Below are 22290 nucleotides of genomic sequence, written 5' to 3'. Positions count from 1 at the left end.
TTGTGAGGACTCACGTGAGCTCGTACCCCAGTCGAAAAGCCACGGTACTCATCGCTGAAGAGCTGTCGCCCGCCACCGTGGACGCACTCGGGCCGGACTTCGAGATCCGGCACTGCAACGGAGCCGACCGCGCCGAACTGCTCCCCGCCATCGCCGACGTGGACGCGATCCTCGTCCGCTCGGCCACCAAGGTCGACGCCGAGGCGATCGCCGCGGCCAAGAAGCTGAAGGTCGTCGCACGAGCCGGCGTCGGCCTGGACAACGTCGACGTCTCCGCCGCCACCAAGGCCGGCGTGATGGTCGTCAACGCCCCCACCTCCAACATCGTCACCGCCGCCGAGCTGGCCTGCGGTCTGCTCGTGGCCAGCGCGCGCAACATCCCGCAGGCCAACGCCGCTCTGAAGAACGGCGAGTGGAAGCGGAGCAAGTACACCGGCGTCGAGCTGGCCGAGAAGACCCTCGGCGTGGTCGGCCTCGGCCGCATCGGCGCCCTGGTCGCCCAGCGGATGTCCGCCTTCGGCATGAAGGTGGTCGCCTACGACCCTTACGTACAGCCCGCGCGGGCCGCGCAGATGGGCGTCAAGGTGCTGTCGCTGGACGAGCTGCTGGAGGTCTCCGACTTCATCACCGTCCACCTGCCCAAGACCCCCGAGACCCTCGGTCTGATCGGCGACGAGGCGCTGCGCAAGGTCAAGCCGACCGTGCGCATCGTCAACGCCGCGCGCGGCGGCATCGTCGACGAGGCGGCGCTGTACGCGGCGCTGAAGGAGGGCCGGGTCGCCGGCGCCGGGCTCGACGTGTACGCGAAGGAGCCGTGCACCGACTCCCCGCTGTTCGAGCTGGACCAGGTGGTCTGCACCCCGCACCTCGGCGCCTCCACCGACGAGGCCCAGGAGAAGGCCGGTATCGCGGTGGCCCGCTCGGTGCGCCTCGCCCTCGCCGGTGAGCTGGTGCCGGACGCGGTCAACGTCCAGGGCGGTGTCATCGCCGAGGACGTGAAGCCCGGTCTGCCGCTGGCCGAGCGCCTCGGCCGCATCTTCACCGCGCTGGCGGGCGAGGTCGCGGTCCGCCTCGACGTCGAGGTGTACGGCGAGATCACCCAGCACGATGTGAAGGTGCTCGAACTCTCCGCGCTCAAGGGTGTGTTCGAGGACGTGGTGGACGAGACCGTCTCCTACGTCAACGCCCCGCTGTTCGCCCAGGAGCGCGGTGTCGAGGTCCGCCTCACCACCAGCTCCGAGTCGGCCGACCACCGCAACGTGGTCACCGTGCGCGGCACCCTCGCGGGCGGCGAGGAGGTGTCGGTCTCCGGCACGCTGGCCGGTCCCAAGCACGTCCAGAAGATCGTCGCGGTCGGCGACTACGACGTGGACCTCGCGCTCACCGAGCACATGGTCGTCCTCAGCTACGAGGACCGTCCCGGTGTCGTCGGCACCGTCGGCCGGGTCCTCGGCGAGGCGGGCATCAACATCGCCGGTATGCAGGTGGCCCGCTCCACCGCCGGCGGCGAGGCGCTGGCCGTCCTGACGGTGGACGACACGGTCGACCCGGCCACGCTGGGCGAGCTGGCCCAGGAGATCGGGGCGACCTCCGCCCGGTCGGTCAACCTGGACTGATCCGCACCCCGAACACGCCGGAGCGCCGGGCGGACCCCCTTGCGGGCCGCTCGGCGCTCCGGCGTCTCAGGGCTGCTCGGCGTCCGGTCCGCGCAGGGTCAGCGCGGCGCCGATCGCGGCCAGCACCAGCACGCCCGCCCCGGCGAGGGCCGCCGCGTGCATCCCGGAGGTGAACGCCTCCCGCGCCGAGGCGAGCAGCGCCTCCCCGGACCGGCCGGGCAGCCGGGCCGCGGTGACCAGCGCGCCGCCGAGCGTCTCGCGGGCCTCGGCCGGGGTGCCGGACGGCATCCGGTGCCGGTAGACGGCGGCGCCGACCGAGCCCAGGACCGCCATGCCCAGCGCGCCGCCGAACTCCGTGGCCGTTTCCAGCTGGGACGAGGCGGTGCCCGCCCGCTCCGCCGGGGCACTGCCCATCGCCAGGTCGGTGAGCTGGGACAGCACCATCACCGCACCGCAGGCCAGCACTCCGGCGGCGGCCAGCAGCAGCCACAGCGACCCGGTGCCGGTCAGCGCGAGCAGCCCGTACCCGGCGGCCGAGACCGCGAACCCGGCGGCGACCACCCGGCCCCGGTCCACGCCCCGGGCGACCAGCGCGGCGGTGACCGGCCCCGCGACCCCGATCAGCACCGACGGCACCAGGCTCCACAGCGCGGCCGACAGCGGGCTCTTGCCCAGCACGGACTGGAGGTACTGCGTGGTGAAGATCGCCGAGCCCAGCATGCCGAAGGCGGACACCAGGGTCAGCACCACGGCCGGGGTGAAGCCCCGGTTCCGCAGCAGCGCGGGCGGCACCAGCGGGGAGGCGGCGGTGCGCTGGCGTTGGACGAAGAGGGCGGCGAAGAACAGGCCGACCGTCACCGACATCACGTACCGCACGTGCCAGCCCTCGGACGGGATCTCCTTCAGGCCGTAGATCACCGGGAGCGCGGCGGCCAGCGAGAGGGGGACGCTGATCCAGTCGAAGGCGCCGGGGGAGGGGTTTTGGGACTCGGGGAGCAGGAACGGGCCGAGGGCCAGGAGCAGGAGCATCGCGGGCAGGTTGACCAGGAAGACCGAGCCCCACCAGAAGTGCTCCACCAGCACCCCGCTCAGCACCGAGCCCAGTGCGATCCCGCCGGTCATCACCCCGGACCACAGTCCGATCGCCTTCGCCCGCTGGGCGGGGTCGGTGAACATGGTGCGCAGCAGCGCCATGGTGGACGGCATCAGGGTGGCGCCGCCGACGCCGAGGACGGCGCGGGCCGCGATCAGGGTGGTGGCGCTGTCGGCGTAGGCGGCGAGGACCGAGGCGGCACCGAAGGCGGCGGCCCCTGCCAGCAGGAGCCGGCGGCTGCCGACGCGGTCGCCGAGGGCGCCCATCGTCATCAGCAGGCCGGCCAGGACGAAGCCGTAGACGTCGAAGATCCAGAGCTGCTGAGTGCCGGTCGGGCGGAGGTCCGCGCTGATCGCCGGGGTGGCGAAGTACAGCACGGACACGTCCATCGAGACCAGCAGCAGCGGCAGCATCAGCACGCCCAGCGCGGTCCACTCGCGCCGTCCGGCACGAACGGGCTGGTCCTGCACGGGAGTCGGGGTGGTGCTCGTTGCGCTCTGCGGATTCACCATGCCGAGGAATGTACGGCTGTATTAAACGGCTGTCTAGAACGCTTGTATAAGTCATGCGTATAGGACGCTCGTATGGACCGGGATACGCTGGCCGGCATGGGACACCGTGAGGATCTGCTCGAGGGCGCCAAGCGCTGCCTGCTGGCGAAGGGGTTCGCCCGGACCACCGCGCGCGACATCGTGAAGGAGTCGGGCACCAACCTGGCCTCGATCGGCTACCACTACGGCTCCAAGGACGCCCTGCTCGCCCAGGCGTACGTGGCGCTGGTGGAGGAGGCGGGGGACACCTTCGGCGGTGCCGAGCCGGAGGGCGAGCCCGGCTCGCCGGAGCGCTTCCACTGGGTGTGGTCGAACATCATCTCCGCGATGCGCGAACCCGGTTCGGTCTTCCGGCTCAGCATGGAGGTCATGACCATCGAACTCCCCGAGGTCCGCGCCTACCTGGGCCGCGAGCAGCGCGAGGGCGGACGCGGCCTGGTCGCGCTGCTCACCGGCGTACCGGAGGACGAGGTCACCGACGAGACCGCCGACACCCTCGGCCGCTTCTACCTCACCCTGATGACCGGCCTCATCGCCCAGTGGACCTTCGACCCCGAGACGGCCCCGGACGCGGACGCCCTCACCGCCGGGCTGCGCCGGGTCGTGGAGGGCGTGCGGAAGGGCTGAACGCTCAGCCCAGCCGGGCCCGCTTCAGGGCCATGTGGAGGAGGAGGCGGTCCTCGCCGTCGTCCAGGTCCAGGCCGGTCAGGCGTTCCACGCGGCCCAGGCGGTAGTAGAGCGTCTGGCGGTGGATGCCCAGTTCGGCCGCCGCCCGGCCGGCCTGGCCCGCGCAGTCGAGGTAGACCTCGGCGGTGCGGGCCAGTTCCTGGTGGGCGGGAGAGAGCAGCGGCGCCGCCACCGGGTCCTGCACCGACCTCGGCGGAAGCGCGGACAGCAGCCGGTACGGCCCGATGCCCCGCCACTCGGCCACCGGCGCGAACCTCGGCTCCGCCAGGGCGGCCCGCGCCGCCGCCGACGCCTCCTGCCACGCCGTGCCCAGCTCGGCCAGCCCGGCGCGGGGTTCGCCGACCCCCACTCCGACCACGGCGCCCTCCGCCTCCTTGATCAGCCGCGTGGCCGCCACCAGCGCCGGGGCCGTCACCTCCGTACTGCGCAGCCGCACCAGCACCGCGAGGCTCTGCGCCGTCGCGCCCCAGGGCACCGTGCACAGGGCGGTGGCGTGCGGGACGGTGCGTACCGAGGGGGCGTCGTCGGGGTCGGCGGAGAACCAGGGGGCCACGCAGACCACGGTGTGCGGGCCGTCCGCGCGCGGACCCAGCGCGGTGCGCAGGTCGGTGACGGCCATGTCCCGCTGCCAGCCGTCCTCCGCCGTGAGCACCGCCCGAAGCTCCCGGCCGAGCCCCGCCCCGGCCCGCGCCTCGTCGGCCAGCAGCGCGCCGATCCGCCCGGTCACCGGCATGGCGGCGGCGAGCTGGGCGTCGCTCGGGCCGGGATCGTCGTCCAGCAGCCACACATAGCCGAGCACGACACCTCGATGGCGTACCGGCAGGCAGATCCGGCCCCGGTAGACGCCCGCCTCCGGGGTGGGCGGGATGCGCACGGGTTCCGTCGCGCGGGTGATGCCGAAGCCCTCGAACCACGCCCGGACCGCCGAGGTCGAGCGCCGGGTCAGGATCGAGCGGGCCCGCACCGGGTCCAGCGCGGTGGGGTCCAGCTCGCCCTCGCTGTCGTACGCGCCGAAGGCGATCAGTTCGAAGTCCCGGTTCTCCAGGGTCGCCGGGGCGCCCAGCAGCTCGGAGATCTCGTCCACCAGCTCCTGGTAGTCATCTCGGTAATCGGCCGCCACTCGGGCATTCTCCCGCATATCCGAGCCCGCTTCATACATCTGTCTGAGAACCGGTGATCGGATGCGTGACGTCTGTCGATGGCCCACCATCGAAGAGATCCCTAGGTTTCACGGTGGTTCTCCGTGCCGTCCCCGAATCGTCGGGTCCCGGCCGTTTCGGTGCTTTTGTTGTGGAGGTGCCCCGTGCTGGGTCCCGTGATTCTCGCCGCGTCGCGCAGCGACCGGATGCGTCGTCTGATCTCGGCCGCCCCGGTGACCAAGCAGGTCGTCGACCGGTTCATCCCCGGCGAGACGGTGGACGACATCGTCCCGATCATCTCGGAGCTGACCGCCAAGGGCCTCGAGCTCACGATGGACGTCGTCGGCGAGGACATCACCACCCCCGAGCAGGCCGCCGCCGCGCGGGACGCCTACCTCGCGCTCGTCGACCACCTCAAGGACCTCGACCTGGGCGAGCGGGTCGAGATGTCCGTCAAGCTCTCCATGTTCGGCCAGGCGCTGGAGGGCGGCCACGAGCTGGCCCTCGCCAACGTGCGCCCCGTCGTCGAGGCCGCCGCCGCCATCGGCACCACGGTCACCCTGGACGCCGAGGACCACACCACCCTCGACTCGATGTTCGCCATCCACGAGGAGCTGCGGAAGGACTTCCCCGCCACCGGCTGCGTCATCCAGGCGTACCTCTTCCGCACCGAGGCCGACGCCCGCCGTCTGGCCGCCGCCGGCAGCCGGGTCCGCCTGGTCAAGGGCGCCTACAAGGAGCCCGCCGAGGTCGCGTACCAGCAGAAGCACGAGATCGACAAGGCGTACGTCCGCGTCCTGAAGACGCTGATGGAGGGCGATGGCTACCCGATGATCGGGTCCCACGACCCCCGCCTCATCTCCATCGCCCAGGAACTCGCCCACCGCGCGGGCCGTAAGCTCGACGAGTACGAGTTCCAGATGCTCTACGGCATCAGGGGCGACGAGCACCTGCGGCTGGCCGCCGAGGGGCACCGCATGCGTGTCTACACCGCCTACGGCACCGACTGGTACGGCTATTTCATGCGCCGTCTCGCCGAGAAGCCGGCGAACCTCCAGTTCTTCGTACGCAGCATGATCACCAAGGGCTGAGCCCGAACACCCGCTCAACGTAAAGGAGTTACGGATCTCATGGACGCTGTGACCCAGGTCCCCACCCCCGTCAACGAGCCGGTGCACGGCTACGCCCCCGGCAGCCCCGAGCGCGCCCGGCTGGAGGCCAAGCTGAAGGAGCTGGCCGAGAACCCGGTCGACCTGCCGATGACCATCGGCGGCGAGAAGCGGATGGGCGGCGGCGAGTCCTTCCAGGTGGTCCAGCCGCACAACCACAAGGCCGTCCTCGGCACCCTGCGCAACGCCACCCGCGAGGACGCCCAGGACGCGATCGACGCCGCCCTGGCCGCCGCCCCGGCCTGGCGCGCGATGTCCTTCGACGACCGTGCCGCGATCATCCTGCGCGCCGCCGAGCTGCTCTCCGGCCCCTGGCGCGAGACCATCGCCGCCTCCACCATGCTGGGCCAGTCCAAGACCGCCCAGCAGGCCGAGATCGACAGCCCCTGCGAGCTGGTCGACTTCTGGCGCTTCAACGTGCACTACGCCCGCCAGATCCTGGCCGAGCAGCCCCCGGCCAACTCGCCCGGCGTGTGGAACCGCATGGACCACCGCCCGCTGGAGGGCTTCGTCTACGCGATCACGCCGTTCAACTTCTCGGCCATCGCCGCCAACCTGCCCACCGCGCCCGCCCTCATGGGCAACGTGGTGGTCTGGAAGCCGTCCCCGACGCAGACCCACGCCGCCGTGCTGCTGATGCGGCTGCTGGAGGAGGCCGGGCTGCCCAAGGGCGTCATCAACCTGGTCACCGGCGACGGCATCGCCGTCTCCGAGGTCGCCCTGGAGCACCGCGACCTCGCCGGCATCCACTTCACCGGCTCGACCAAGACCTTCCAGTACCTGTGGAAGACGGTCGGCAACAACATCGAGAAGTACCGCGCCTACCCGCGTCTGGTCGGCGAGACCGGCGGCAAGGACTTCGTGGTCGCGCACCCCTCCGCCGACCGCGCGGTGCTCAAGACCGCGCTGACCCGCGGTGCCTTCGAGTACCAGGGCCAGAAGTGCTCCGCCACCTCGCGTGCCTACATCCCGGCCTCCATCTGGAACTCCGGTTTCAAGGAGGAGTTCGCGGCCGAGGTCGACGGCCTCACCATGGGTGACGTCACCGACCTGTCGAACTTCATCGGCGCGGTCATCGACGAGCGCTCCTTCGCCAAGAACAAGGCCGCCATCGACCGCGCCGCCGAGGACGCCACCTGCCGCATCGTCGCGGGCGGCTCCTACGACGACTCGGTGGGCTACTTCGTCCGCCCGACCGTCATCGAGTGCACCGACCCCGACAACGAGGTCTTCCGCACCGAGTACTTCGGCCCGATCCTCGCCGTGCACGTCTACGAGGACGACAAGTACGACGAGATGCTGACCCAGATGGAGTCGGTCTCGGACTACGCCCTCACCGGCTCGGTCATCTCCAACGACCGCGCCGCGGCGGCGTACACGATGGAGAAGCTCCGCTACGCGGCGGGCAACTTCTACATCAACGACAAGTCCACCGGCGCCGTCGTCGGCCAGCAGCCCTTCGGCGGCGGCCGCGCCTCCGGTACCGACGACAAGGCCGGCGCCCCGCAGAACCTGATGCGCTGGACCCTGACCCGCGCCATCAAGGAGACGCTGGTCCCGCCGACCGAGTACGGCTACCCGCACATGGGCTGACCCCTTCGGGGGCGACAGCCCTCACGATCCGGCCCGGCGAGCCCGCCCTGAACGGGCTCGCCGGGCCGTCGTGTGTCCGGCCGCTGCCAGGTTGTCTCCTTCGGAGCACCTGGCTGGAGAGAAGAACGCCACTGCCTGACCCTGGTGATGCAGCGTGGGACGGTGTGGCGCTGTTTGCAGGCGTCGGTGCGGCTCGCCGGCCGGACCCCTTGTGACAGCCCCCGGTGACGTGCTGATGGGCAAGCGGCCGCCAGTCACGGCAAGCACCGTTGCGTACCAGCGCAGCGGGATCAGCGGCCGGCGCGGCGGGCGGTGGCGAAACGGCGCCGGTAGGCGGCCGGGGAGATGGACAGTTCCCGGGCGAAGACGCGGCGGAGGCTCTCGTAGCTCGGGAAGCCCGCCAGGGACGCAGCCTCGGTCGCGGTGCAGCCCTGATCGAGCAGCGCCTTGGCGATGTCGAACCGGATCGACTCGACGTAGCGGGCGGGTGTGGTGCCCAGCTCCTCCTGGAACAGGCGCGTGAGGTGGCGCGTACTGACGTGGAGACGGGCGGCCAGTTCGGTGAGGGAGTAGGCGCCCGCAGGATCTGCCGTCACCAGGTCGACGACCCTGCGCAGGGCGGGAGACCGGGGCGGCGAACCCTTCAGGGGAGCGGAGAACTGCGACTGGCCGCCCGCACGTTGCAGGTAGACCACCAGTGCGCGGGCCACCTCGCGGCTGACCTCGACGCCGTGGTCCTCCTCGACGAGGGCCAGGGCGAGGTCGATGCCCGCGGTGACGCCCGCCGAGGTGTAGACGGTGCCGTCGCGCACATAGATGGCGTCGGGTTCGACGAGGGTCTTCGGGTGCCGGGCGGCGAGTTCGTCCGCGATCTTCCAGTGGGTGGTCGCCCGTCTGCCGTCCAGAAGACCGGCAGCGCCGAGGACGAAGGCTCCGGAGCACACGGCGGCGACCCGGCCGGAGCGCGCCGCGAGATCCCTCGCGCCCTCTGCCAGGTCTCGGGTGACGGCCGCTCGGGGGTGGACGTTCGCGCCCGGCATCAGGAACGTGCCGGGATCTGGCTGGGTGGCGGCGCTGCCGTCGACGGCGATCCGAATGCCGACCGAGGAGGTGACGTCGGCGCCCGTCGTCGACACCACGGCGATCCGGTAGTGGGCACCGAGAAGATTCGCCTCTCCGAACACCTCGGCGGGGCCGGCGACGTCCAGCATCTTGACCCCGTCGTGGACGAGGACCACCACCCGATGCGGGTCAGTGCCCACTGACCCATCCTGGGATGACTGGATACGAGTGGTTCATGGCCGGACCGAGGCGGCGCCGGGGCCGTGGGGTCGGCATCGTGGCGAACACACGCATGGTCACCTCAGCACCTCTCACCGGAAAGCACAGACATCATGAGCGACATCATCGCAGGAGTGGAAATTCCCGAGACCCCGGCTGTCGCACTGGCCACGGAATTCATCAGGGTCAGGACGAACCCATTGATCTTTCACCACTCCAGGCGTGTATTCCTCTTCGGTTCCCTCCATGCGCGTGAGCTGGGGCTCCAGCCCGATCCCGAGTTGCTGTACCTCTCGGCGATGTTCCACGACGCCGGGCTTCTGATCCCGTTCTCGGACGTGCAGCAGCGCTTCGAACTGGACGGCGCCGACCATGCGCGCGCGTTCCTGCTCGATCGCGGGTTCCCGGAGAAGGCCGCTGAAACGGTCTGGACGGCTATCGCCCTGCACACGACACCGGGGATTCCCGGCCGGATGGGGCCCGAGACGGCAGCGACGAATTACGGCGTGCTGACCGACGCCGTCGGCTGGGGACTGGACAGCCTGCCGGCGGACCAAGTCGACGAGATCGTCGCCGCCCACCCGCGCGGTGAATTCAAGAAGGGATTCCTGCAGGAATTCGTCGACGGCCTCAAACACCGTCCCGACACGACCTACGGAACCATCAACGCGGACATCCTGGAACACTTCGTCCCCGGTTTCCACCGTGCGTCTCTCGTCGAGCGCGTCATCGACGCTCCGTGGCCGCGGTGAGCCGACGCGCGGGCCGCCGAGCGTCCTGTGCGTGGAATCGCTGACCTGTCCACGTCCTGCGACTCACCCGCACCACGAAAGGAGACATCCGTGCGAGCCCTCACCGTCCGGGACCGCGAAGCCGGGGCCACAGGCCTTGCTCTGGAGGACCTTCCGCTTCCCCACGCCGCGGAGAACGACGTCGTCGTGCGCGTGCACGCCGCCGGGCTCACCCGCGGAGAGCTCGACTGGCCCGGCACCTGGACCGACCGCGCCGGCCGCGACCGCACCCCGAGCGTGCCCGGCCACGAGGTGTCAGGGGCGGTGACGGCACTCGGCTACGGAACCACCGGCCTCACCATCGGCCAGCGCGTCTTCGGTCTGACCGACTGGACGCGCGACGGATCACTCGCCGAGTACGTTGCCGTGGAAGCCCGCAACCTCGCCCCGCTCCCCGCGGACGTCGAGCACACGACGGCGGCCGCACTCCCCATCTCGGGACTCACCGCCTGGCAGGCCCTGTTCGACCACGCACGGCTCGCCGCCGGCCAGACCGTCCTGATCCACGGGGCCGCCGGCGCCGTGGGCTCCGTCGCCGTCCAGCTCGCCCGCCAAGCCGGGGCCCGCGTCGTGGGCACGGGCCGCGCCGGCGACCGGGACACCGTGTCCGACCTGGGCGCACACGCCTTCGTCGACCTGGACAGTGACCGCCTTGAGGACGTCGGTCAGGTCGATGTCGTCCTCGACGTGATCGGCGGCGACGTCCTCGACCGCTCAGCGGCGCTCGTACGGGCCGGCGGCACGCTCGTCACCATCGCCCATCCGCCCACCACGCGCCCCGACGACGGACGCGCCCTCTTCTTCGTCGTGGAACCGGACCGCCTCCGCCTCGCCGACCTCGCCCAGCGAGTCAGAGACGGCCGGCTCCGCATCCGGGTCGGCGCGATCGTGCCGTTGACCGACGCGGCCGCCGCTTTCAGCGCCCGGCGGCACGATCGCGGCCGCACCGTCGTCCGCGTGACCGAGGACTGAGGGACCACCGGCCGCCGCCCCCCGACTCGGCCCGGTCCCCGGCGGGAAACCGCAGGTGGCGAGGCGCGCCGTCTCAGATAGTAGGAAGTCCGAGTAACCATGCAGACAGGCGCGGCCCGGTCCCTTAGCTTGGGATGAGCCGAACGAATCGCTCCATCCAGCGAAGGGCGGTCGTGAGCCGCGCCCCGCGCAGGCAATCCCTGCGGCGTGCGCTCTCCGCCCCTTCCGGCGTCTCACAGCTCACCGCTGCCGTGCAACCACTCTGTCGAAGGAGTCGATTTCCCATGGCCGAGACGACCGTCCGCCGCCGCGTGCGCCACGCCTCCCGTTCGAACGACACCGACCGCGCCCAGGCCGCGGCCGCCCTCCAGCGCGCCCTCGACCGCCGGGACAACGGCGGCGAGACCGGCCACTGAGCCGAACCGCCCGCCCTACGGACCGTCCGCCGGCCGCTGTCCGCATCGCGGACGGTCCGTGTCATCCCGTGGGACGCGGAGTAGGGTGCCGCACATGTCCCGCAGCATCGATCTCGCAGTGATCCCCGGCGACGGCATCGGCCAGGAGGTCGTGACCGAGGGTCTCAAGGTCCTCTCCGCCGTCCTGCCCCAGGACGTGAAGCTGGAGACCAAGGAGTACGACTTCGGCGCCCGGCGCTACCACGCCACCGGTGAGACCCTCACCGACGCCGACCTCGACTCCCTCAAGGCCCACGACGCCATCCTGCTCGGCGCCATCGGCGATCCGTCGGTGCCGTCGGGCGTGCTGGAGCGCGGCTTCCTGCTGAAGCTCCGGTTCGCCTTCGACCACCACGTCAACCTGCGCCCCTCCAAGCTGCTCCCCGGCGTCGCCACCCCGCTCGCCGGCCAGCCGGAGATCGACTTCGTCGTGGTCCGCGAGGGCACCGAGGGTCCCTACACGGGCAACGGCGGCACCATCCGCACCGGCACCGAGCACGAGGTCGCCACCGAGGTCTCGGTGAACACCGCCTACGGTGTCGAGCGGGTCGTCCGGGACGCCTTCGCCCGCGCCCAGGCCCGCCCGCGCAAGAAGCTCACCCTGGTCCACAAGAACAACGTGCTCACCTTCGCCGGGCACCTGTGGACCAACATCTTCAACAAGGTGGCCGAGGAGTACCCCGAGGTCACCACCGAGTACATCCACGTCGACGCGGCCACCATCTACCTGGTGACCGATCCCGAGCGGTTCGACGTGATCGTCACCGACAACCTCTTCGGCGACATCATCACCGACCTCGCCGCGGCCGTCTCCGGCGGCATCGGCGTGGCCGCGTCGGGCAACATCAACCCGGCCCGTACGTACCCGTCCATGTTCGAGCCGGTCCACGGCTCCGCCCCGGACATCGCCGGACAGGGCAAGGCCGACCCCACCGCCACCGTCCTCTCCGTGGCCCTGCTGCTGCGCCACCTCGGCTACGACACCGAGGCCGAACGGGTGGACGCGGCCGTCGCCGCCGACCTCACCGAGCGGGTGGACCTGCCCCCGCGCACCACCGCCGAGATCGGCGACGCGCTCGTAGGCCGGGTAGGCGGCTGACCCGTAAGGCCCCGTGAAAGGGCCGCCGGGTCGCTTCAGGCGCCCGGCGGCCCTTTGCCGTGCCCGTGCCGGGTGCCACCATCGAGCACCGGGTCGTGTTCACCCCGATTCCTTCCGGAGTCCGTGCCGCGCGATAATCGAACGCGGAGCCGCGACATGAGGGAATGCCCGGACGGCGTGAGCGCGGCCCGCCACCACCGGTACCGCGCCTGGCCGGGGGTGACCTTCAGGCACCGGCCGCCCCGCCGGAGCCGCCCGTCCCACGCCAGGAAGAGAAGGACTGCCGCCCATGACGACGCCCACGATCGAGCTCAAGCCCTCCGCCCACCCGCTCGCCGCCGCGGAGCGCGAGGCGATCCTCACCAGCCCCGGCTTCGGCCGCCGCTTCACCGACCACATGGTGACGATCAAGTGGACCGAGGGCCGCGGCTGGCACGACGGCCAGCTCGTCCCGTACGCGCCGATCCCGCTCGACCCGGCCACCAACGTCCTGCACTACGCCCAGGAGATCTTCGAGGGCCTGAAGGCGTACCGCCAGCCCGACGGCACGGTCGCCACCTTCCGGCCCGAGCAGAACGCCCTGCGCTTCCAGCGCTCCGCGCACCGCCTGGGCATGCCCGAGCTGCCCGTGGAGACCTTCATCGAGGCGTGCGACGCGCTGATCGCCCAGGACGTCGACTGGGTCCCGGCGCATGGCGGCGAGGACTCCCTCTACCTGCGCCCCTTCATGATCGGCACCGAGGTCGGCCTGGGCGTGAAGCCGTCCAACGAGTACCTCTTCCTCGTCATCGCCTCCCCGGCCGGCGCCTACTTCCAGGGCGGCGTGAAGCCGGTGTCGATCTGGGTCTCCGAGGACCGCGTCCGCGCCGTCCCCGGCGGCATGGGCGACGCCAAGACCGGCGGCAACTACGCGGCCTCCCTGCTCGCCCAGGCCGAGGCCGCGGCCAAGGGCTGCGACCAGGTCTGCTACCTCGACGCGGTCGAGCACAAGTGGGTCGAGGAACTGGGCGGCATGAACCTGTTCTTCGTCTACGGGGACAAGATCGTCACCCCCACCCTGACCGGCTCCATCCTGGAGGGCGTCACCCGTGACTCCCTGCTGGCCGTCGCCCGCGATCTCGGCTACCAGGCCGAGGAGGGGCGGATCTCGGTCGACCAGTGGCAGCGCGACACCGAGAACGGCACCCTCACCGAGGTCTTCGCCTGCGGCACCGCCGCCGTGATCACCCCGGTCGGCACCGTCAAGCGGGCCGGCGCCGAGTGGAAGCAGAGCGACGGCGAGCCCGGCGAGGTCACCCTCCGTCTCCGCCAGGCCCTGCTCGACATCCAGCGCGGCACGGCCGAGGACCAGCACGGCTGGATGCACCGCATCGGCTAGCCGAACCCGTGGGACCGTCCTGGAGGCTCCGGGGCGGTCCCTTTTCGGACAGTGTGGCCCGCATGGTGAGACACCCCATGGGACGGCGGCCGTTCTGTGCCAGACTTCCCCCGTGCTCTCGCTCACCATGATTATGGGCAGCAGGCGCGCCGGTCCGCAGTGACCACCTCGCACGACCACATGCGGGTGGCACCGTCGTCCTCGACCCGCGCGCAGACCTCTCGCACCCGCGAGGGGTTTTTTCGTTTTCCGGCCCAACCGCAGCCGGTGGCGGAGCGCGAGGGACCATGGGGGGAACGGTGGAGCCGGTCATTTCCGGTAAGACCGACATTCACAACAGGAGCCTTCAGACCATGACCGCAACCAGCGAGCTCGACGATTCGTTCCACGTCTTCGACACCACGCTGCGCGACGGCGCGCAGCGCGAGGGCATCAACCTCACCGTCGCGGACAAGCTGGCCATCGCACGGCACCTGGACGACTTCGGCGTGGGCTTCATCGAGGGCGGCTGGCCCGGCGCCAACCCCCGCGACACCGAGTTCTTCGCCCGCGCCCGCGAGGAGCTCCGCCTCAAGCACGCGGTGCTCGTCGCCTTCGGCGCCACCCGCCGCCCCGGCGCCAAAGCCGCCGACGATCCGCAGGTCAGAGCGCTGCTGGAGTCCGGCGCCCCCGTCGTCACGCTGGTCGCCAAGGCCCACGACCGGCATGTGGAGCTGGCGCTGCGCACCACGCTCGACGAGAACCTGGAGATGATCCGGGACACCGTCGCCCATCTGCGCGCCGAGGGCCGCCGGGTCTTCGTCGACTGCGAGCACTTCTTCGACGGCTACCGCGCCAACCCCGCCTACGCCAAGGCGGTCGTCCGCACCGCCTCCGAGGCCGGAGCCGACGTGGTGGTGCTGTGCGACACCAACGGCGGCATGCTCCCGGCGCAGATCAGCGCCGTGGTCGGCACCGTCCTCGCCGACACCGGTGCCCGGCTCGGCATCCACGCCCAGGACGACACCGGCTGCGCCGTCGCCAACACCCTCGCCGCCGTGGACGCGGGCGCGACCCACGTCCAGTGCACGGCCAACGGCTACGGCGAGCGCGTCGGGAACGCCAACCTCTTCCCGGTGGTCGCCGCGCTGGAGCTGAAGTACGGCAAGAAGGTCCTCCCCGACGGGCACCTGCGCGAGACCACCCGGATCTCGCACGCCATCGCCGAGGTCGTCAACCTCACGCCCTCCACCCACCAGCCCTACGTCGGCGTCTCCGCCTTCGCCCACAAGGCCGGCCTGCACGCCTCCGCGATCAAGGTCGACCCGGACCTCTACCAGCACATCGACCCCGAGCGGGTCGGCAACACCATGCGGATGCTCGTCTCCGACATGGCCGGACGCGCCTCCATCGAGCTGAAGGGCCGGGAACTCGGCGTCGACCTCGGCGGCGACCGCGCCCTGGTCGGCCGGGTCGTCGAGCGCGTCAAGGAACGCGAGCTGAAGGGCTACACCTACGAGGCCGCCGACGCATCCTTCGAGCTGCTGCTGCGCGCCGAGGCCCAGGGGGCGCCGCTGAAGTACTTCGAGGTGGAGTCCTGGCGGGCCATCGTGGAGGACCGCCCCGACGGCACCCACGCCAACGAGGCCACGGTGAAGGTGTGGGCCAAGGGCGAGCGGATCGTCGCCACCGCCGAGGGCAACGGCCCGGTCAACGCCCTCGACCAGGCGCTCAGGGTGGCGCTGGAGAAGATCTACCCGCAGCTCGCCAAGCTGGAACTGGTGGACTACAAGGTCCGCATCCTGGAGGGCGCCTCCGGCACCCGGTCCACCACCCGCGTGCTGATCTCCACCAGCGACGGCGCGGGGGAGTGGTCCACGGTCGGCGTCGCGGAGAACGTCATCGCCGCCTCCTGGCAGGCACTGGAGGACGCCTGCACCTACGGGCTGCTGCGCGCGGGCGTCGAACCGGCCGAGTAGCGGGCGCCGGCGGCGGTCAGGGGGCGCGCCAGACGTTGTCGAACGCGTCCTCCTCGATCCGCCGCCGCTGCCGTACCGCCTCCAGCTCGGTCAGCGCGTCGCCGAGCGCGGCGAGGACGACCGCCACCCGGTCGTCCTCGGCGTTCACGGCCGGCTCCTCGTGCTCGGGCTCCTGGATGCCGAGGGCCGAGGCGAGGCCCACCAGGAGCGGCTCGTGCCGGGCCCACCGGTCGGCCGCGTGCCGCCGGGCGTCGGAGTCGATCCGCTCCACCGACCGGTCGGCGCGCCGGAACAGCTGCCGCAGACCGGAGCCCGCGGGCTCGGTGTGCTCCAGCTCGTCGCGGTAGGCGGCGGACAGGCCGTCCCCGCGCCGCCACAGCCAGTCCTCGGCGCTCTCGTACGGCTCCGCGCGGATCAGCGAGGAGGCCGCCTTGTCCAGCATCGGGTCGCCGGTCAGATGACCGGAGAGCGGGACGATCCGGTCGTCCCGCAGGGTGACCACCTGGGCGGCGAGCAGGTCGAGCAGCTCCGCCGCGGCCAGTGCCAGCGACAGATCCCCCTGTTCCACGGGCCGGTCGGCGGGTACGTCCAGCGCGACGAACAGCAGATCCTGCGGTGTGGTCATGTCGGGCTCCCCGGTCACGGTCGGTACGGCGCGGGTACCACCATCACCCGCGCCGGAAACCCGGGGCTGTCCTACCTCAGCGTCCACTTCTGGTTGGCCGCCCCGGTGCACGACCATATCTGGGCCCGCGCCCCGTTGGCAGAGGAGTTGTCCGTGACGTCCAGGCACTTGTCCGCCGCGGTGTTCACCACGTCCCCGGTGGCCGCGTTGTACGACCAGCGCTGGGCGCCGGTGCCGTTGCAGTCGTAGAGCTGGACCTTGGCGCCGTTCGCCGTGGAGGCGGAGACCACGTCCAGGCACTTGCCGAGCGCCCGCACCGAGCCGTCCGCGGCGACCGTCCACTGCTGGGCGGTGCTGCCGTTGCAGTCGTAGAGCTGCACCGCCGTGCCGTTGGTGCCGGACCCGCCCGCCACGTCCAGGCACTTGCCCGCGAGCCCGACGAAGGCGCCGGTGCGGGAGCTGTCGCCGGACTGGCCGCCAGCCCAGGTGAAGGTGGCGGAGGTGCGGGCGGGCAGCGTGTAGGTGGCGTGCTGCGCGCCCCAGTTGATGGTCACCTGCCTGGCCGAGGTGGCGCCGTTGTACGCGATCAGCGCCTTGCCGCCGTCCGGGTTGCGCCACGCCACGTTGGGCACGGTGGAGGACGCGGTGGAGGCGATGCGCTGGGCGCCGGGGCGGACGAACTTGGTGAGGTGGCCCATGTCGTAGTACTCGACGGTGTAGTCCACGCTCCCGCTGCGGCCGTCGCCGTTGTGCACGGTGATCAGGCCGGTGCAGGTGCCGCAGCCGCCGTTGTGCGGGCCCATGTTCTGGTCCACCGCGAGGGACCACTTGGTGACCGACTTCGCCCAGTTGCGGGTGTAGTTGATGATGTCCGAGAGGTCCTCGCGCTGCTGGTCGGCGATCCAGGTGCCCCCGGAGTGCTCGGTGGCGAAGGCGTCCAGCGCGGGGTACTGGTCGTGCACGGCCGTCTGCTTGCCGACGTCTCCGCCGTAGCCGTGCCAGGCGATGCCGCCGAAGTTGGGGTGGTTGCGCACGGCCGCGTCGTCCACGGTCTGGGCGGCGTAGGAGTCGTAGGTGTCCCAGTTCCAGTCGTGCGCCAGCACCTTGGTGGAGAGCCCGGCCTGCTGGAGCCTGGGCAGCAGCTCGCTCTTGGTGAAGTACGCGAGGCCACTGGCGTTCCAGCTCATCGACGGGTAGCCCGAGCAGCAGGTCGGCTCGTTCTGCGCGGTGACGTAGGAGACGGGCACGCCCTGGTCCCGGTAGCCCTGGAGGTACTTCACGAAGTACGAGGCGTAGGCGCCGTAGTCCTCCGCCTTCAGCCAGCCGCCGTTGAGGGAGCCGCTGTCCTTCATCCATGCCGGGGCGGTCCACGGGGACGCCATCACCGTGAGGTTCGGGTTCAGTTGGCGGGCCTGCCTGGTGAGCGGGATGACGTCCGCGAGGTCGTGGGCGAGGGAGAACTTCGCCAGCGAGGGGTCGGTCTGCCCGGCCGGCACGTCGTCGTAGGTGTAGCCGGAGCGGGCCAGGTCGGAGGCGCCCATCGGATTGCGCAGGAAGGACAGCCCGATGCCGTCCGTGGGCGAGAACAGCTTGCGCATGGTGGCGTCGCGGGTCGCCGGGGACAGGGCGCCGCTGCCGTTCATCAGCCAGGCGGCGGTGTCGGTGAAGGAGGCCCCGCCGCCGGTGAAGGTCTGGTAGCGGGTGTTCTCGTCCACCGTGATGTTCTCGCCGCCGCCTCCGGCGCCGGCCGAGAAGGCGAACGGCGTCTGCGGCTCCAGGCCGCGTACGACATGCCGTCCGGCGGAGTCGTCGGTGGTGGTCAGCCAGGCCGTGACCGGCTCACCGGCCGCGTGTGCGGCGGGGGTGGCGAGCGTGGTGATGCCGGCCGTCGTCAGCAGCGCGGCCAGCAGCAGCCGGGCCGGACGCAGGGGTCGTCTCATGGGGCGCCGCCCTTCGAGAGGTGGGGGATGGGGCGTGCGAGCCGTGAGTAAATGACGGCTCCGGGGCCGCGTCAAGGGGTCGCGCATTCAGAAGGCGAACGCACAACCCCGGCGGCCCGGTTTCGAGTTGACGGAGCGTCATGTCACGTGCGAAGGGTTGACGGGGTCCCCGTGACCCCAGTTCACTCAAGCCGTGAGCTAAGTCATGAGTGAACCAAGAGCCGAGGGAAGGTCCATGCGCAGAACCGCCCTGCTCGTCTCCACCGCTCTGCTGACCGCACTGCTTCCGCTGGCCGGAGGCATCGCCACCGCGTCCGGCGCCGACGGTCCCGACCCGGCCCCCGTGCCGGTCGACCGCTTCGAGGGCGAGGTGCCCTTCGCCGCCCAGCCCGCCGAGGGCATCTTCACCTGGGGCGGCGACAGCGACGACCCGCCCACCCTGGCGCTGACCGCCCGCGCCGACGCCCCCGAGGGCGCCAAGGTGCTGACCGGAAGCTACGACATCAGCGGCTACGGCGGCTTCACCCACGACTACGCCGCCACCGCCCCCGCTCACGACTGGTCCGCCCACCGGGGGGTGCGCCTGTGGTGGGAGGGACAGAACAACGGCAAGAAGATCACGTTCGAGATCAAGGACGGCGGCGCGCACGGCGAGGCGTCCGAGCTGTGGACGACCTCCTTCACCGACGACTTCACCGGCTGGAAGCGGATCGAGCTGCCGTTCTCCGCGTTCACCTATCGCACGGACTACCAGCCGGTCGGCGGCATCGACCACGTCCTCGGCCTCACCGAGATGTGGGGTTACGCCGTCACCCTCCCGACCGGTGGCAAGGGCCGCTTCGCCATGGACGGCGTCGAGCTGTACGGCGCCGCCGACCCGGCGCTGCGCGCCTCCGTCACCACCGACGCGGCCGTCCGCCCGGTCGAGGAGGGCGGCACGGCGAGCGTCCGGGTCACCCTGGCCACCACCGACGCGGGGCCCGTCACCTCCCCGGTGACCGTCGCGTACGCCACCGGCGAGGGCACCGCCCGCCCCGGCAAGGACTACACCCCCGTCTCCGGCACCCTCACCTTCCCGGCCGGCACCCCGTCCGGGACCTCCCGGACGGTGAAGGTGACCACACTGAGGGACCGCACCGCCGAGGCCGCCGAGACCATTCCGCTCGGGCTCACCGTGACCGGGGCCAAGGCACCCGCGGAGAACCCGAAGATCGTCATCGACGCCCACGGACTCCCGTACCTGGACAGCAGGTTGCCGGTGCGCAAGCGCGTCGCCGACCTGCTCGGGCGGATGTCGCTCGCGGAGAAGGCCGGGCAGATGACCCAGGCCGAGCGCGGCGCCGTCTCCGACCAGAACGACATCGCCGCCTACGACTTGGGCTCCCTGCTCTCCGGCGGCGGCTCCACCCCCACCCCGAACACCCCGGCCGCGTGGGCGAAGATGATCGACGGCTTCCAGCTCCGCGCCCAGGCCACCCGCTTCCAGATCCCGCTGATCTACGGCGTCGACGCGGTCCACGGCCACAACAACCTGGCCGGCGCCACGGTCCTGCCGCACAACATCGGCATCGGCGCCACCCGCGACCCCCAGCTCGCCCAGCGCACCGGGGCGGTGACCGCCGCCGAGGTCCGCGCCACCGGCATCCCCTGGGACTTCGCCCCCTGCCTCTGCGTCAGCCGCGACGAACGCTGGGGCCGCAGTTACGAGTCCTTCGGTGAGGACCCGGCGCTGGTGAAGTCGATGGAGACGGTGATCCAGGGCCTCCAGGGCCGCGCCGACGGGCGCGACCTCGCCCGCGCCGACAAGGTGCTGGCCACCGCCAAGCACTTCGTCGCCGACGGCGGCACCGCGTACGGCTCCTCCACCACCGGCACCTACACCGTCGACCAGGGCGTCTCCACCCTCACCCGGCAGCAGCTGGAGGCCGTCCACCTCGCCCCCTACCAGGACGCGGTGGACCGGGGCGTCGGCACCGTGATGCCCTCGTACTCCTCGCTCGACGTGATCGGCGACGGACGCGGCCCGGTCAAGATGCACGCCCGCGCCGACATGCTGAGCGGCGTGCTCAAGGGCCGCATGGGCTTCGACGGCTTCGTCATCAGCGACTGGAACGCCATCGACCAGCTCCCCGGCGACTACGCGACCCAGGTCCGCACCTCGGTCAACGCGGGCGTCGACATGATGATGGTCCCCTACACCTACAAGGAGTTCAGCGCGGCCCTGACCGCCGAGGTGAAGGCAGGCCGGGTCAGCGAGCGGCGGATCGACGACGCCGTCTCCCGCATCCTCACCCAGAAGTTCCGCCTCGGCCTCTTCGAGCACCCCTACGCCGACACCTCCGGCGCCGCCGCCATCGGCTCCCCGGCCCACCGGGCCGTCGCCCGCGAGGCCGTCGCCAAGTCCCAGGTGCTCCTCAAGAACGACGGCGGCCTGCTGCCGCTGCGCAAGAGCCAGAAGGTGTACGTCGCCGGGTCCAACGCCGACGACATCGGCAACCAGTCCGGCGGCTGGACCATCACCTGGCAGGGCTCCTCCGGCGACATCACCAAGGGCACCACCGTCCTGGCCGGCATCCGCGAGGCAGGCGGGAAGGTCACCTACTCCAAGGACGCCTCGGCGCCGACCGCCGGGAACGACGTGGGCGTGGTCGTCGTCGGCGAGACCCCCTATGCCGAGGGCGTCGGAGACGTGGGCAACGGCCATGAACTGACCCTGTCCGCCGCCGACCGGGCCGCCGTGGACAAGGTGTGCGGCGCCATGAAGTGCGTGGTGCTCACCGTCTCCGGCCGCCCGCTGCTGGTGGGGGACCGGCTCGCCGAGATCGACGCCCTGGTCGCGTCCTGGCTGCCCGGCACCGAGGGCGGCGGCGTCGCCGACGTGCTCTACGGCAAGCGGCCCTTCACCGGGCAGCTCCCCGTGACCTGGCCGCGCAGCGAGGCCCAGCTGCCGATCAACGTCGGCGACAGCGCGTACGACCCGCAGTACCCCTACGGGTGGGGCCTGACCACACAGGTTGCGACCAAGAGCAGTGCGCTGACCACCCTCGGCAAGGCGGCCGCCACCGCCGAGCGCCGGCACGACGAGCGCCGGGGGCGTGAACTGGTGAACCAGGCCCGGCTGATCGTCCAGCACGAGGTGGGCCAGCGCATCACGGCGGCCGTGTCGAAGCCCTTCGCCGAGGCCGACCACGCGCTGCTGACCGGACGGTACGGCCAGGCACTGCTCAAGCTGCTCCAGGCGTACCGGGCGGCTCGCTGACCAGCATCGCAGGTGCGTACACCTGACCGAAGGAGGGAGGCTTCGGGTAGCGTCGGAAGCATGAAGGCCGTGCTCCCGACCCGCGCCCGAAGCCTCCCCGCACTCCTGCTCGCGGTGCTGGCGATGGCCCTGGTGCCCCTGTTCGCTTTCGCCCCCGGTGCCAGTGCCGTCACCAGCACCTCCACCATCGGCCAGGCCCTGCGCAAGAGCCCGGTCTACGTCGACCCGGCCGCCTCCGGGCAGCTCTCCCGCGCCGACGCCGACGCCCTGGCCAAGAAGATCAAGGACGCCGGCAAGCCGGTGTTCCTGGTGGTCCTCCCCGCCGACTATCCGACCCGGAGCGTCCTGCGCGACGTCCGGTCGGCCACCGGCATCACCGGTCTGTACGGCATCCGCGTCGGCGACCGCTTCGCCGCGGGCTCCGACCCCTCGGTCATCTCCGCCACCGCCCGGCAGAACCTCGTCTCCAGCGTGCAGGGCGAGAGCGCCAAGGCCCAGCTCACCGACTTCACCGACCGCGCCCTGGACACCGTACGCGGCCACGCCCCCTCCACCTGGGGCTCCTCCGACAACGGCGGCGGGGTCTCCACCACCGCGCTGATCGTCGCCGGGGCGGTCGTGGTGGCGGGCGGCGCCGGGGTCTACACCCTGAGCCGCCGCAACCGGCGCCGCCGCGAGGCGGAG

At 71.5% G+C, this 22290-nt stretch carries 16 protein-coding genes and 1 pseudogene; 12 read left to right on the top strand and 5 right to left on the bottom strand.

Translation table 11 applies throughout. The annotated features are described in order from the left end of the window. Window positions 1-14 precede the first annotated feature (14 nt). On the top strand, window positions 15-1616 hold the full coding sequence (gene serA, locus CCN33_RS02245; protein WP_086690496.1) for a phosphoglycerate dehydrogenase: 1602 nt from the start codon (window positions 15-17) through the stop codon (window positions 1614-1616). Between the two features lie 66 nt (window positions 1617-1682). Here the strand turns inward: serA and CCN33_RS02240 are convergent, their stop codons facing one another. After that, the gene (locus tag CCN33_RS02240; protein ID WP_086690494.1) at window positions 1683-3221 is read right to left on the bottom strand and encodes an MFS transporter; all 1539 of its coding nucleotides are present in this window, start codon (window positions 3219-3221) and stop codon (window positions 1683-1685) included. Between the two features lie 96 nt (window positions 3222-3317). On the opposite strand from CCN33_RS02240, the gene CCN33_RS02235 reads away from it, so the two are divergent. Further along, window positions 3318-3887 (top strand): TetR/AcrR family transcriptional regulator, encoded by a 570-nt coding sequence (locus CCN33_RS02235; RefSeq protein WP_086690513.1) that lies wholly within the window; start codon window positions 3318-3320, stop codon window positions 3885-3887. A 4-nt stretch (window positions 3888-3891) separates the two neighbouring features. On the opposite strand, the gene CCN33_RS02230 is transcribed toward CCN33_RS02235, so the two are convergent. Next, complete coding sequence (locus CCN33_RS02230) at window positions 3892-5085, bottom strand: PucR family transcriptional regulator (protein WP_208621637.1); 1194 nt, start codon at window positions 5083-5085, stop codon at window positions 3892-3894. Window positions 5086-5250: 165 nt separating this feature from the next. Between CCN33_RS02230 and CCN33_RS02225 the strand changes: the two genes are divergently transcribed. Next, window positions 5251-6177 (top strand): proline dehydrogenase family protein, encoded by a 927-nt coding sequence (locus CCN33_RS02225; protein ID WP_086690490.1) that lies wholly within the window; start codon window positions 5251-5253, stop codon window positions 6175-6177. A gap of 39 nt (window positions 6178-6216) precedes the next feature. Continuing rightward, the gene (gene pruA / locus CCN33_RS02220) at window positions 6217-7848 is read left to right on the top strand and encodes an L-glutamate gamma-semialdehyde dehydrogenase (protein ID WP_086690489.1); all 1632 of its coding nucleotides are present in this window, start codon (window positions 6217-6219) and stop codon (window positions 7846-7848) included. 290 nt (window positions 7849-8138) lie between these two features. Here pruA and CCN33_RS02215 read toward each other — a convergent pair whose 3' ends face one another. Next, a complete protein-coding gene (locus tag CCN33_RS02215) occupies window positions 8139-9110 on the bottom strand; it encodes a GlxA family transcriptional regulator (RefSeq protein ID WP_086690487.1) in 972 nt (323 codons plus the stop codon). 132 nt (window positions 9111-9242) lie between these two features. On the opposite strand from CCN33_RS02215, the gene CCN33_RS02210 reads away from it, so the two are divergent. The 6 genes from CCN33_RS02210 to cimA all read left to right on the top strand — a co-directional run bounded on the left by CCN33_RS02210 (window position 9243) and on the right by cimA (window position 15782). Further along, the gene (locus CCN33_RS02210) at window positions 9243-9881 is read left to right on the top strand and encodes an HD domain-containing protein (RefSeq protein ID WP_167387745.1); all 639 of its coding nucleotides are present in this window, start codon (window positions 9243-9245) and stop codon (window positions 9879-9881) included. A 90-nt stretch (window positions 9882-9971) separates the two neighbouring features. After that, the gene (locus CCN33_RS02205; RefSeq protein ID WP_086690485.1) at window positions 9972-10892 is read left to right on the top strand and encodes an NADP-dependent oxidoreductase; all 921 of its coding nucleotides are present in this window, start codon (window positions 9972-9974) and stop codon (window positions 10890-10892) included. 284 nt (window positions 10893-11176) lie between these two features. Beyond that, window positions 11177-11308: a hypothetical protein gene (locus tag CCN33_RS33470; RefSeq protein WP_086690483.1), complete on the top strand. Its 132-nt coding sequence runs from the start codon at window positions 11177-11179 to the stop codon at window positions 11306-11308. Between the two features lie 94 nt (window positions 11309-11402). Further along, the gene (locus CCN33_RS02195; protein ID WP_086690481.1) at window positions 11403-12446 is read left to right on the top strand and encodes a 3-isopropylmalate dehydrogenase; all 1044 of its coding nucleotides are present in this window, start codon (window positions 11403-11405) and stop codon (window positions 12444-12446) included. A gap of 289 nt (window positions 12447-12735) precedes the next feature. Next, the gene (locus tag CCN33_RS02190; protein ID WP_086690479.1) at window positions 12736-13824 is read left to right on the top strand and encodes a branched-chain amino acid aminotransferase; all 1089 of its coding nucleotides are present in this window, start codon (window positions 12736-12738) and stop codon (window positions 13822-13824) included. A gap of 353 nt (window positions 13825-14177) precedes the next feature. Further along, entirely contained in the window at window positions 14178-15782 is a 1605-nt protein-coding gene (cimA, locus tag CCN33_RS02185) for a citramalate synthase (protein ID WP_086690477.1), read from the top strand. Window positions 15783-15798: 16 nt separating this feature from the next. On the opposite strand, the gene CCN33_RS02180 is transcribed toward cimA, so the two are convergent. Further along, window positions 15799-16407, bottom strand: coding sequence for a GPP34 family phosphoprotein (locus CCN33_RS02180; RefSeq protein WP_086690475.1), 609 nt, complete (start codon window positions 16405-16407; stop codon window positions 15799-15801). 71 nt (window positions 16408-16478) lie between these two features. Beyond that, a complete protein-coding gene (locus CCN33_RS02175; protein ID WP_086690473.1) occupies window positions 16479-18347 on the bottom strand; it encodes a ricin-type beta-trefoil lectin domain protein in 1869 nt (622 codons plus the stop codon). Window positions 18348-18582: 235 nt separating this feature from the next. On the opposite strand from CCN33_RS02175, the gene CCN33_RS02170 reads away from it, so the two are divergent. Continuing rightward, complete coding sequence (locus CCN33_RS02170; protein ID WP_086690471.1) at window positions 18583-21606, top strand: glycoside hydrolase family 3 protein; 3024 nt, start codon at window positions 18583-18585, stop codon at window positions 21604-21606. 60 nt (window positions 21607-21666) lie between these two features. Then, window positions 21667-22290 (top strand): annotated as a pseudogene (locus CCN33_RS02165) (hypothetical protein); the annotation flags it as partial.

Origin of the sequence: Streptomyces recifensis (assembly GCF_002154615.1) — a bacterium.
Taxonomy (GTDB): Bacteria; Actinomycetota; Actinomycetes; order Streptomycetales; family Streptomycetaceae; genus Streptomyces; species Streptomyces griseoluteus.
The sequence above is the reverse complement of the archived record's forward strand: the minus strand, read 5'-3'. Positions and strand labels throughout refer to the sequence as shown.

Bases quoted from the DNA above. Each gene is read 5' to 3' on its own strand.
- CCN33_RS02240 (WP_086690494.1), bottom strand. From the start codon at position 3,221: ATGGTGAATCCGCAGAGCGCAACGAGCACCACCCCGACTCCCGTGCAG.
- CCN33_RS02235 (WP_086690513.1), top strand. From the start codon at position 3,318: ATGGGACACCGTGAGGATCTGCTCGAGGGCGCCAAGCGCTGCCTGCTG.
- CCN33_RS02230 (WP_208621637.1), bottom strand. From the start codon at position 5,085: ATGCGGGAGAATGCCCGAGTGGCGGCCGATTACCGAGATGACTACCAG.
- pruA (WP_086690489.1), top strand. From the start codon at position 6,217: ATGGACGCTGTGACCCAGGTCCCCACCCCCGTCAACGAGCCGGTGCAC.
- CCN33_RS02210 (WP_167387745.1), top strand. From the start codon at position 9,243: ATGAGCGACATCATCGCAGGAGTGGAAATTCCCGAGACCCCGGCTGTC.
- CCN33_RS33470 (WP_086690483.1), top strand. From the start codon at position 11,177: ATGGCCGAGACGACCGTCCGCCGCCGCGTGCGCCACGCCTCCCGTTCG.
- CCN33_RS02195 (WP_086690481.1), top strand. From the start codon at position 11,403: ATGTCCCGCAGCATCGATCTCGCAGTGATCCCCGGCGACGGCATCGGC.
- CCN33_RS02190 (WP_086690479.1), top strand. From the start codon at position 12,736: ATGACGACGCCCACGATCGAGCTCAAGCCCTCCGCCCACCCGCTCGCC.
- cimA (WP_086690477.1), top strand. From the start codon at position 14,178: ATGACCGCAACCAGCGAGCTCGACGATTCGTTCCACGTCTTCGACACC.
- CCN33_RS02180 (WP_086690475.1), bottom strand. From the start codon at position 16,407: ATGACCACACCGCAGGATCTGCTGTTCGTCGCGCTGGACGTACCCGCC.
- CCN33_RS02175 (WP_086690473.1), bottom strand. From the start codon at position 18,347: ATGAGACGACCCCTGCGTCCGGCCCGGCTGCTGCTGGCCGCGCTGCTG.
- CCN33_RS02170 (WP_086690471.1), top strand. From the start codon at position 18,583: ATGCGCAGAACCGCCCTGCTCGTCTCCACCGCTCTGCTGACCGCACTG.